Source organism: Candidatus Schekmanbacteria bacterium, assembly GCA_003695725.1.
Classification (GTDB): Bacteria; Schekmanbacteria; GWA2-38-11; order GWA2-38-11; family J061; genus J061.
The window spans coordinates 1-11,963 of sequence record RFHX01000101.1; the positions used below are offsets into that span (position 1 = coordinate 1).

General features: G+C 39.1%; 12 protein-coding genes. 6 read left to right on the forward strand and 6 right to left on the reverse strand.

Annotated features, from left to right (window positions below; translation table 11 throughout):
- Nucleotides 1–2,391 (forward strand): HsdR family type I site-specific deoxyribonuclease (locus D6734_04105; GenBank protein RMF96191.1); only part of this gene is annotated, 2,391 nt, incomplete at its 5' end.
- On the forward strand, nt 2,381–3,115 hold the full coding sequence (locus D6734_04110) for a M48 family peptidase (GenBank protein RMF96192.1): 735 nt from the start codon (nt 2,381–2,383) through the stop codon (nt 3,113–3,115). The genes D6734_04105 and D6734_04110, both read left to right, overlap by 11 nt.
- A 180-nt stretch (nt 3,116–3,295) precedes the next feature.
- On the opposite strand, the gene D6734_04115 is transcribed toward D6734_04110, so the two are convergent.
- Entirely contained in the window at nt 3,296–3,628 is a 333-nt protein-coding gene (locus D6734_04115) for a hypothetical protein (protein ID RMF96193.1), read from the reverse strand.
- A 322-nt stretch (nt 3,629–3,950) separates the two neighbouring features.
- Here D6734_04115 and D6734_04120 point away from each other — a divergent pair, with 322 nt between their 5' ends.
- The 4 genes from D6734_04120 to miaA all read left to right on the forward strand — a co-directional run bounded on the left by D6734_04120 (nt 3,951) and on the right by miaA (nt 7,151).
- Complete coding sequence (locus tag D6734_04120) at nt 3,951–4,142, forward strand: hypothetical protein (GenBank protein RMF96194.1); 192 nt, start codon at nt 3,951–3,953, stop codon at nt 4,140–4,142.
- Nucleotides 4,143–4,476: 334 nt separating this feature from the next.
- Nucleotides 4,477–5,004, forward strand: coding sequence for a MogA/MoaB family molybdenum cofactor biosynthesis protein (locus D6734_04125; GenBank protein RMF96195.1), 528 nt, complete (start codon nt 4,477–4,479; stop codon nt 5,002–5,004).
- Nucleotides 4,991–6,133, forward strand: a complete 1,143-nt coding sequence (locus tag D6734_04130) for an MFS transporter (GenBank protein RMF96196.1) — start codon at nt 4,991–4,993, stop codon at nt 6,131–6,133. Before D6734_04125 ends, D6734_04130 begins: the two co-directional genes overlap by 14 nt.
- 67 nt (nt 6,134–6,200) lie before the next feature.
- The gene (gene miaA, locus D6734_04135; GenBank protein RMF96197.1) at nt 6,201–7,151 is read left to right on the forward strand and encodes a tRNA (adenosine(37)-N6)-dimethylallyltransferase MiaA; all 951 of its coding nucleotides are present in this window, start codon (nt 6,201–6,203) and stop codon (nt 7,149–7,151) included.
- On the opposite strand, the gene lon is transcribed toward miaA, so the two are convergent.
- The 5 genes from lon to D6734_04160 form a co-directional block, all read right to left on the reverse strand.
- Nucleotides 7,148–9,520: an endopeptidase La gene (gene lon, locus D6734_04140; GenBank protein RMF96202.1), complete on the reverse strand. Its 2,373-nt coding sequence runs from the start codon at nt 9,518–9,520 to the stop codon at nt 7,148–7,150. The two genes, miaA and lon, sit on opposite strands and share 4 nt — an antisense overlap.
- Nucleotides 9,521–9,586: 66 nt before the next feature.
- Nucleotides 9,587–10,018, reverse strand: coding sequence for an Hsp20/alpha crystallin family protein (locus tag D6734_04145; GenBank protein ID RMF96198.1), 432 nt, complete (start codon nt 10,016–10,018; stop codon nt 9,587–9,589).
- An 84-nt stretch (nt 10,019–10,102) separates the two neighbouring features.
- Entirely contained in the window at nt 10,103–10,333 is a 231-nt protein-coding gene (locus tag D6734_04150) for a hypothetical protein (GenBank protein RMF96199.1), read from the reverse strand.
- Nucleotides 10,334–10,355: 22 nt separating this feature from the next.
- Entirely contained in the window at nt 10,356–11,513 is a 1,158-nt protein-coding gene (locus tag D6734_04155) for a nicotinate phosphoribosyltransferase (protein RMF96200.1), read from the reverse strand.
- Between the two features lie 37 nt (nt 11,514–11,550).
- Nucleotides 11,551–11,904, reverse strand: coding sequence for a hypothetical protein (locus D6734_04160; protein RMF96201.1), 354 nt, complete (start codon nt 11,902–11,904; stop codon nt 11,551–11,553).
- Between the last annotated feature and the right edge of the window lie 59 nt (nt 11,905–11,963).

Consider the following 11,963-nt stretch of genomic DNA (forward strand, 5'->3'; position numbering starts at 1 on the left):
CAGTACTTCGGCGTCAAGGCGGCGCAGGAGCGCGTGCGCAAACGGGAGGGCGGCATCATCTGGCATACGCAGGGCAGCGGCAAATCGCTTACTATGGTCTGGCTGGCGAAATGGATTCGCGAAAATGTCACAGATTCCCGCGTGCTGATCATTACCGACCGCACAGAGCTGGACGAGCAAATCGAAAAGGTATTCAAGGGAGTGGATGAGGACATCTATCGCACCAAAAGCGGTGCCGATTTGGTGCGGGTACTCAATAGCAAAGAGGAATGGCTGGTCTGTTCACTCATCCACAAGTTTGGTGCAGGAGACGACCTGAGTGAAAAGGATATTGAAGAATTCATTGACGATATCAATAAAAATCTGCCCAAGGATTTTAAAGCCAAGGGAGATATTTACGTGTTTGTTGATGAATGCCACCGCACACAATCAGGCAAACTCCATCAGGCAATGAAAACTTTTCTGCCTGAAGCTATGTTCATCGGTTTTACAGGCACGCCGCTTCTCAAAAAGGACAAAAAAACCAGTATCGAAGTATTTGGCAGCTATATCCATACATATAAGTACGACGAAGCGGTGCAAGATGGAGTCGTGCTGGATTTGCGCTACGAAGCGCGGGACATTGACCAGCACATCTCTGCACCGGAAAAGGTGGATGAATGGTTTGAGGTCAAAACGCGCGGGCTGTCAGATCTCGCCAAAGCCCAGCTCAAACAACGCTGGGGCACCATGCAAAAAGTGCTCAGCGCCGAGGACCGGCTTAGCAAGATTGTGCACGATATTCTGCTGGATATGGAAACGCGCGACCGGCTGCGCAGCGGTCGGGGTAACGCCATGCTGGTGACCAGCAGCATCTATTCCGCCTGTCGGATTTACGAGATGTTTCAGAAAACTGATTTGAAGGGAAAATGTGCTATCGTTACCTCTTACAGACCTTCACCGGCGGACATCAAGGGCGAGGAAAGCGGCGAAGGTCTAAACGAGCGTTTGCTGCAATATGAAATCTACCGCAAAATGCTGGCGGAATATTTCGAAGAACCGGAAGACAAAGCTATGTATAAGGCCGAGCAGTTTGAAAAAGAAGTCAAAAAAAGATTTATTGAGCAGCCGGGACAGATGAAACTGCTCATCGTAGTGGATAAGCTGCTCACCGGATTTGACGCGCCACCGGCAACCTACTTATACATCGACAAGAAGATGCAGGATCATGGGCTCTTTCAGGCAATTTGCCGGGTGAATCGTTTGCATACCGAGGACAAAGAATATGGATATATCATAGATTATAGGGATTTGTTTAAATCATTGGAGAAATCCATCAAGGACTACACCGGCGGAGCTTTTGAAGGTTATGACAGGGAAGATGTAGATGGATTGCTAAAAGACAGACTACAAGCTGGTCGGGAACGGTTGGAAGAGCTTCGGGAAATGTTGAAAGCGCTTTGCGAGCCTGTGGAACCCCCAAAGGATGAAGTGGCTTACATCCGCTATTTTTGTGCCAAAGACAGCGGCAAGGGCGAACAATTGAAAGAGAACGAACCCAAACGGTTGACGCTTTACAAAACCGTAGCTTCGCTGTTGCGTGCCTATGCAAATCTTGCCAACGAAATGCACGAAGCAGGATACACAGAGAAGGAGATACAACAGATTAAGCAGGAAGTTACTTTTTACGAACATCTTCGTAAAACCATCAAGATCGCAAGCAGTGATTATGTTGATATGAAGATGTTCGAACCGGGGATGCGCTATCTGCTGGATAATTACATTCAGGCTGATGAAACTGAAAAAATTGCATCACTCGAAGATATGACGCTGGTAGACCTCATCATTCAGCAAGGGGAAAAAGCAATTGATTCGCTTCCTGAAAGCATCCGAAAAAATCAAAAAGCAGCAACAGAAACCATTGAAAATAATGTCCGCCGCCTTATCATCGATGAAATGCCTATAAATCCTCGTTATTATGAAAAAATGTCGAAATTATTGGATGAGTTAATCGAAGAACGGCGTCGGCAGGCAATAAATTACAAAGAATATTTGAGAAGAATCATTGAACTCACCAAAAAAATCAAAAAACCAGAGACAAGCGTACATTATCCAGCGGAAATAAATACCCCAACTTTAAGAACTTTGTATGATAACATTGAAGAATATTATGCTATGGATCACTCCCATTTTCATGAACCGGAAACATACAGCAGTTCCGGTTCGCCGGACCCCAGAGCAGAATTGGCATTGCGGATCGATCAAAATATTCGGAATGTCAAAAAAGATGATTGGCGGGGAAACCGCTTCAAAGAACGAGAAGTTCGTAATGCCATTAGCGCGGTGATTAAAGACAACCCCGAGATGGTAGATAGACTGTTTGAAATCGTGAAGAATCAACGTGATTATTGAAAAATATCACATAACAATCAGTGGGATTCCTGTGGAGATTATTCGAAAGGATATTAAAAATCTTCACTTGGGAGTTTATCCTCCTGATGGGCGTGTAAGAGTATCAGCCCCACTCCATCTGGATAAGGAAGCCATTCGTTTGGCGGTCATATCCCGTGTGGGCTGGATTCGCCGCAAACAAAAAAGTTTTCAGGAACAAGTTCGGGAATCTCAACGTGAAATGGTTTCAGGTGAAAGTCATTATGTTGAAGGACATAGGTATCGTTTGAATGTGGTTGTAGATAAAGATCGAAAAAGACCCGTGGTGCGTCTGAAGAACAAACAAATATTGGAAATCATTGTTCCAACAAAGACGAATAGAGATATTCTTGAACAGATTTTGGAGCGTTGGTATCGACGGCGTTTACAAGAAAGAATTCATACTCTGCTTCAGAAATGGGAAAAACGGATAGGTGTTTCTGTTAAAGAAGTACGAATCAGAAAAATGAAAACCCGCTGGGGAAGCTGCAATACTGAAGCGCGTCGTATTTGGCTGAATCTGGAATTGGCAAAAAAACCAATTAGCTGTCAAGAATATATAGTTGTTCATGAAATGGTACATCTAAAAGAAAGGCATCATAAAAGGCGATTTATCGAATTAATGGATCAATTTTTGCCAAATTGGAGAATATTGAGAGACGAACTGAATCGAGCACCATTGGCTTATGCCAAATGGGAATACTAAAAAATCACCTAAAAACTTATATATTCTATTTCAGAAAAAATAACAAAAAAATAATTGACCGTTCCCACTCATATTAGAAATTCCATTTATTCTCCAAAACAAAGAGACACTTCGACTTTGCCTTTACACTTCAGTGCTTTGTTGTTGACCCTTTTATCTATTGAAAGTATTATTCAATATTTAGGGATTGCTTGAAAACAGAAATTTTGAAAATTGACATTTTACCTTTAGGTTTTGGATGGATAGATTATCTTTTTCAAAAAAATATTTCTTACTCTTGTTCTCGTGGGCAATCCTTTTTTCTCTATTTGAAATTTTCAGATATATTTCTTTTTTCAAAACCAGCATTTCGGAACTCCTTCTTGAATGTATAATTTTGCTATCTGCAAATATTTCAGGATTTACCTTTTTATCTATCGTGCCATTGGCATTGTTTTTTTTATTTTGGAAATCTTGCAAAAACCTGACTATTGTAAACAAGAGATGCCCTGAAATGTTTGTTTTTTGGAGCATCTATTCAGAATTGGCTTTCATCTCATTGGGATAGCCAAAAATTATAAATGAAAACCAAGTTATAGAATATCATGTTTGTACCATAGACCTTCTTCCTACTATTCTCGATATATTAAACATAAAATGCGATAAACATTTCGAGGGAAAAAGCTTTCTCCCATTAATCACTAAAAAAATAGAAAATGAAAGAGAATATTTGTTTCATCAACTCGAGATTTCAAAAGGGCTGATTCAAATATGGGCAATACGAAAAGGTGACTACAAATAGATATATTACAAACAGAATAAAACCACAGACAATCCAGGATTCAGATATGATCTTTTGTTTAATCTGAAGGAAGATCGCCGGGAATATGTAGATGTAAAGAAAGATAATATCGATACAGCCAATGAATTGAGAACTAAAATGTTTTCTATCATAGACCATTCAAGTAAAACTACTTTTAATCGGAAACAAGTAAAAATCGACAAAGAAACGGAGAATCAGCTTCGTGCTTTGGGCTATATCAATTAAAGATTTTAAAATATCCCTTTTTTCCAATAAACGAAATTATAATTACTGAACCCTATCCGAAAAAAAAAGAGAAACATTGGCTTCGAATTTCGCTTTTTATCATAGAAAAATTGCCCTTAAACAATCTTTCTAAACTGATTCATCTATTCTCTGCATCTCTGATGGCATAAAAAATCTTTTCCAAATCTTTTTTCCCCTTGAAAATGTAAGAACTCTATGTTTTTGAATCTCTCAAAAAAAGATTTCAATCGGCCATACCTATTTTTTCTGGAAATAATATTTCTAATAGATTAAATTTCTGAAAAATTTTAAGGATGCCAAAGAGGATAAAAATATGGGGCATAAGGAACACAAGGAAAAAGCAAAAATAAAGGCAAACTGTTTTGTCATAACTGTAAGTGACAGCCGCACCGACGAAACCGATACAAGCGGTAAATTAATAGTCGATGAATTGACAAAGGCAGGACATAGTGTTTTATCCAAAATTATTTTACCCGATGAACCGCAGTTGATAAAAAATACTGTTCTTGAAAAAACATCTCAAAATGAAATAGATGCCATAATCCTCAATGGAGGCACTGGAATATCATTGAGAGATTCTACCTTTGAGGCAATAGAAGGAATCTTTGATAAAAGGCTCAGCGGTTTTGGTGAAATTTTTCGATATTTGAGCTATAAAGACATTGGCTCAGCGGCAATAATGTCTCGCGCAACAGCAGGCATAAAAAATGGAAAAGTCATAATCTCTATTCCCGGTTCACGCGGCGCTGTTTCCCTTGCGCTTGAAAAACTGATAATTCCCGAACTTTCCCATATACTTTGGGAGTTAAGAAAACACCTTCCTCAAAATGAAATTAGATAAAGGGCTACTTCCTATACTCTTTGCCGTCACTCTCACCGGCTTTGGTATGAGCTTCATCACTCCTCTCATCCCGCTTGTCCTCAAAGATGCGGGAATCAATCTTATGACAATCGGACAAATCGGCTCTACATTCTTCTTCACATTTACCGCAGCAACACTCTATGTTGGAAGATTGGTAGATAAACTTGGAAGCCGTGCAATCATTATATCAGGACTAATCTTATATGGTATACCTGCGCTTTTCTTCCCTTTGATTCACACGACAGCGCTTTTCTACTTGATTCGAGGAATTCAGGGGATAGGTAATGCATGCCTCTTTGTTGCAACAGAAGCCGCTATAAATATTCTATCCTCGCCTGAAAACCGCTCGAAAAATATGGCTTACTATACGCTCGTCTTTGGACTTGGATTTGGCCTTGGCCCTGTCATTGGTGCCGCACTCTTTGATTATTGGCGAGAGCTTCCATTCTTTTTTTGCACCTCTATGTTTCTTGCCTCGATACTTGCAATAATGTTTTTCTTTTCTGAGGCAAAAATCGAAAAGAAAGAAAAACGGTTCAAAATCTTTGAGCTTGTCAAAATTTTGAAGACACCTATCTTTGCGGCATGCTCATACGCCTTCATTGAAGTAAGCATTGGTGTTTTCCTTTCACTTTATCTTGATTCAATAGATATTCACGGTGCCGCATTAGGAACAATTTTTATGTTTTTTGCCATAGGAGGTATGATTTCACCTGTCCCGGCAGGACAAATTGCTGACCGAATTGGAAAAAGAAAAACCCTTTATATCTTGGCAGGAATTCTTGCATTTCTAACATTCTCATTCAATTTATCCCCTAACTATTATGCAATTCTTGGATTGATATTCGGAGTAGGATTTGTTGCAGGAGGAATATATCCCATAGCCCTTTCCCTGATTGCTGACCTTGTTCCTGCTGAACAAATGGGAGCGGCTAACTCGACATTTTCCTTTGCTTTCGGTTTTGGAAGTATTGTAGGGCCTATCGTAACAGGAGCTTTTACGAATTTTCTCGGAATCAAATTCCTTTTCTATCCTATGTGCGCAATGGGATTTATCTTTTTCATAATCATGGTCATTGAAGCAAAAAGGAATGAGCGACTCAGCTGATTTGTTGCAATCTGACTAATGTTTAAAATATCATAAGAAGGAATTTCTTTAGTCTATTTCTAAAGTTATGAAGAAAGGAAAAAAGAAGATAATCATAATCAGTGGTCCTACTGCATGCGGTAAAACTTCTGTGGCGATTGAAGTTGCAAAAGAATTGGATGGTGAAATAATTTCCGCTGATTCGATGCAGGTTTACCGTTTTTTAAACATAGGCACAGCAAAACCCGACAAAGATGAAATTAAAGAAGCAAAGCATCATCTCATAGATATAATGAATCCTGACGAAATCTATTCGGCCGGCGACTTTGCAAATGATGCAGACAGAATAATCAATAAAATCAGCAGTAAAAAAAAGATACCAATCATTTGCGGCGGCACAGGATTATACATAAAAGCACTTACTAAGGGATTGGCGGCAGGACTCCCTGCGGACAAGGAATTAAAGAAAGAAATTCATCAAAGCTACCTAAACAAAGATTTGGAAATTCTATATAATGAATTAAAAGAAGTGGACCCAGCCACAGCAGAGAAACTTTCTCCTTCTGACAAACAACGGATTAAAAGGGCGCTCGAAGTATACTACATTACAGGCATGCCAATTTCAAAAATTCACACGAAACATTCTTTTTCAGATGAGCGATATGACTACCTATATTTTTGTTTGAAAAGAGACAGAAATGAGCTTAGAAAACGGATAGAAGCCCGCGTAGATAAAATGATTGAGAAAGGGCTGTATGATGAAGCAAAGTCCATTTACAAAAAATACAAAGGTAAAGAAATAAATGCATTCAGGGCTATTGGTTACAGAGAGATGATTTCACATTTGAAGGGAGAGGTTTCCTTCGATGAAGCAGTAAAACTCATTAAGAAAGCAACTAAAGCATATGCTAAAAGACAAATGACATGGTTCAAGAAGCAAAAGGAAATCATTTGGATAAACATAAAGGATGAGGATTATGAAGCACCTGCAAAAGCCATAATAGAAAGAGCAAAAGTCTTTTTAAAAATGAAAAATTAACTATCTTTTCTCTTTTTAGAATTGTTATTTCTTCTACTATTGAAAGCCGCCGCAAAAACTTCCTCGATGTCCTTTACAAAAATAAACTTCATCTTCTTTTTCACATCAGCCGGCACATCTACAAGGTCTTTCTCATTCTTTTCTGGCAGAATCACCGTCTTTATTCCTGCCCTATGGGCGGCAAGCACTTTATCCTTAACACCGCCTATTGGAAGGACTTTTCCTCGAAGGGTTATCTCACCTGTCATTGCAATATCAGACCTGACTCTTCTTCCTGTCAACAGCGAATAAAGAGATGTAGCTATCGTTATACCTGCCGATGGACCATCCTTTGGAATTGCTCCTGCAGGGACATGGATATGAATATCACTGTTGTCAAAAATATCGTTTTTCACGCCAAGTTTATCTGATTTTGAACGAATAAAACTGAGAGCGGCAATAGCCGACTCCTTCATCACATCCCCTAAAGATCCTGTTAGTGTGAGACCCTTCTTTCCTTTCATTATAGTCGATTCAACGAAAAGAATTTCACCTCCCACCGGAGTCCATGCAAGTCCCACAGCAACTCCCGGCTGATTTATTCTGTCGGCAATCTCAGAGAAATATTTTTCGGGCCCAAGATAATCGGAAATGTTTTCCGCTGTTACCGTAATAGGTGTCTTTGCTCCTTCCGTAATTGCCATTGCGGCCTTTCTGCATACAGAACCAATCTCTCTTTCAAGATTCCTCAATCCTGCTTCGCGCGTATATCCGTTGATTATCTTCCTAACAGCAGAATCAGAAAATTTTATATCCTTCGGCTTCAAGCCATTTTCTTCCTTCTGTCTCGGTATAAGATACTTTTTTGCAATCTTTATTTTTTCTTCTTCAGTATATCCCGGCAGCTCAATTACCTCCATTCTATCAAGCAAAGGCGCAGGAATGGAATAAAGGACATTGGCAGTTGTTATAAACATTACCTGCGAGAGGTCAAATGGCACATCGAGATAATGGTCAACGAAGGAGTTGTTCTGTTCAGGGTCGAGTATCTCGAGCAGTGCAGAAGAAGGGTCTCCTCTAAAATCGGAACCGAGTTTATCAATCTCATCGAGCATAAATACAGGATTCTTTGTGCCAGCATTTTTTATATTCTGGATTATTCTTCCCGGCAACGCACCGATATAAGTCCTTCGATGTCCTCGCATTTCTGCTTCATCACGCACTCCGCCAAGGGACATTCTCACAAACTTTCGACCCATCGCCCTTGCAATAGATTTTCCCAAAGATGTTTTACCTGTGCCCGGAGGACCTACAAAACAAAGAATTGGTCCTTTTGAATCGCTTTTCAGCTTTCTCACAGCCAAGAACTCGAGTATTCTATCCTTGACCTTTTTCAATCCATAGTGATCCTCATCGAGAATTTTTCTTGCACGAGTGATATCAAGGTTGTCTTCCGTAGATTTGTTCCAAGGCATACTTACGAGCCAATCGAGATATGTGCGCACAACAGTATGTTCAGCCGATTCGATAGGAATTATCTTCAATCTGTCAAGCTCTCTCTTTGCCTCCTTCATTGCGGCTTCAGGCATTCCGCATTCCATAATCTTCTTTTCAAGCTCTTCTATTTCAGCTGTTTTCTCATCCTTTTCACCAAGCTCTTTCTGAATCGCTTTCAATTGCTGACGAAGTATGTATTCTCTTTGTCCTTTATCTATCTCAGCTTTGACTTCCTCTTGAATTTTTGAACCCAACTCGATTATCTCGAGATTTTTATCAACTATATTGCTTACAGTAACAAGCCGCTTTTTTACATCGAGAGTTTCAAGCACTGTCTGTTTTTCTTCAATCGGGATATTCAAACTTGAAGCAATGAGGTCAGAAACCTTTGCCGGATCAGTTATATTCATCACCATTATTTGAAGCTCATCAGGAAGATATGGAATTTTAGAAATCAATTTCGAGAATTTATTGATGAGATTAACCTTCAGCGCTTCTATATCCTTTTCTTCTTGATATTCGGTTTTTATAATCTCGATTTTGGCTTTTATGTAAGGTTCAACCTGATTGATATTCCTAATACTGCATCTTCCCATTCCCTGCACGAGTATTCTCACGCTTCCGTCAGGAAGTCTCAGCATTTTTATTATGTGGCACACTGTCCCTACTTCTGCTAACTGATGCTTTGATGGCTCTTCTTCCTGACTTCTGTCTAAAAAAAGAGCAATCAATTTACTGCCTACGAGGGCATCGTCGATAAGTTTGATTGAAGAGTCTCCGACAACTACGAGCGGCATTACCGTGCCGGGAAAGACTACAACATCTTTCAAAGGCAAAACAGGCAATTCATCTGGGACAACTTTCAGATATTCCTCTTCTGACTTTATATTCATATGTGAATCTTCAGGTAATTGACTCATCATTTCACCTTTTCATTCAATAAATTTTTCTATTTCGTGTTACTCTATATCAATATCTATTTTTTTCTTGATATTCTTTACTGGTACTACAATTTTTAATATCCCATTTTTGAGAGTAACATTTATATTGTCAACATCAGCCCTATCACTCAACTTGATTACTCTTTCAAATCTGCCATATTCAATTTCAAGGTGTCCAATCTTTGTTGCTTTTTTTAATTCCTCACTCTCTCTGATTCCCGAAACTTTCAAATATCCGTTTTTATAAGAAACATCTAAATCTTTCTCCGAAACACCTGCAACCTCAATTAGGACTATTGTCTTGTCTTCTGCCTCGAAGATATCCAATGCCGGCTTCCACTCATACTCCTGAGTATAGCGAGAATAACGCATAAAGTTCTGAAAGGTATCGAGCATATCGCCTATTTCTTCTTCACTAAAAGGGAAAGGGTCTTTCTTGAATTTATCCATAGAACAAAACCATTTATCGTTTTATTTTTTTAAAGAATTTTTCCTTTTACGACAGAGTATTAACAATAAATTGCTAAAAATCAACTACAATGTATTTGGATTTACTTCTCTCAAAATTTTTTCTTCAATTTTTCTGTATTGGTCTTCGTCGAATTTGGTTTTCTTCATCAGCAGTTCTTTAAGAGCAATAAATTTGATCTTCAGCATATCTATCTCAGACAAAAGCTCGAGACGCATTTTTTCAGTCTCCCTTTCCTGAAGCTCGAGGGCTTTTTCAAAATATTTTAGTCTTTCTTCAATAGTCTTTTCTTTCATTTTACCCCCTCCCTTTTAATGGTTACGAGGCGTACTTTTTAAGTTTCTCCAAAACTTCTTTTCTAATGCTTTGAGCATCCCTTTCTTCTATGATTATCTTACCTTCCTTTATTGCAGGCAAAAGCTTTTCCTCCATAATGTCTCCACACCTGCATCTCATTTCACCTCTTCTTTTTGCCACTACATCAACTGCACCACAGGAAGGACAATAAAGTACGGATTTTCTGCCCGACAATTTTCCCCTTTTCGAAAATGGCTGATTATTGACCTCTACTATGTCCATTGAAAAATCTACTACAGGTGCATTGCTTATGAATGTCCCAACACCAAAACCATCAACGATATCTCTCAGCTCTTCTATCATCTTGTCTGTAATTCCACCGCTCACAAAAATCTTTACATTCCCATGTTCAATATGGTCAAGCTCCCATCTGACTTCTCTAACTATCTCTCTAAAGATTCCTCTTCTGCTCCTTGGCGTATCGAGACGGACGGCAGAAAACTTTTTCCCCAATGCCTCAGCCACGCGCATTGCCTCAATCTTTTCATCGTTGAATGTATCGATAAGAACTATTCTTTCAACAGAAGGGTCAATTACTTCATCGAATGCTTTAGCCGCTTCCACTGTATCACCCATCAGAATAATCAAGGAATGGGGCATTGTTCCAGATGCTTTGATACCCAATTCCTCACCAGACTTTATTACAGCTACTCCATCACATCCGCCTATATATGCGCTTCTTTCAATCATCGGCGCAATTGCAGGATGCATTCTACGAGCCCCAAAGCTCAAAACAGTTTTTTTGCCTGCTGCGATTTTACATGAAGATGCCCTCGTAGCTATTCCTGACGCCTGACATAAAAATCCGAGTATTGCTGTTTCATATTTGCAAAAATCAGTATACATTCCCTCGATTTCAAGGACCGGCTCACCTGCCCTAAAAATACTTCCCTCAGGCAGCGCCCTTACATTAACATTTATTTTCTCCAAGAGCTTCAGACATTCATCAATTCCCGCTAAAACAGCCCATTCTCTATTGTCAGGAAGCTCCCTGCATACAACCTCTGCAACTACATGGGCATCCTTTCCCTTCTTTTTCAGAATTTCTACTGTTCTTTCAAAATAGACATCTGTTATCTTGCCATCAGTAATGTCCTTTTCAGTTGCTATATGAAACATATCTTCTCCTTCCTAACGATTTTTTTGTCAAAGAAAATTATCTTTCCCAGCATACATGAACCATTTTTGTTTCAAGCGACCAATTATATTTCACAGTGCCGCTATACGCTTTTTTTACAGCCCTTCCTATTCTTTGGGCAAGCTTTTCCGTTGTTGTCGTAATAAGAGCTTCATTACCATCTGATTTAATTTCTATTATTCTCTCCAGTGGATTAAAACCAATTGCCTTCTTTTCTTCATTAGCCACAAGCCGCATTATTTCATCCTTATGCTCATTAAAAAAATCCCCTTTTAAAGTCACAACACCCTGCGGAAAATTATCTTTTTTCTTTTTGCATGCAGGACACTGAGCATATTCAAATTTTTCTTTCTTCATCAACGATTCCAACATCTTATCATCTTTATACCATCTTTTATTTATGTAAAAAGAATTGCATTCCTTACGGATTA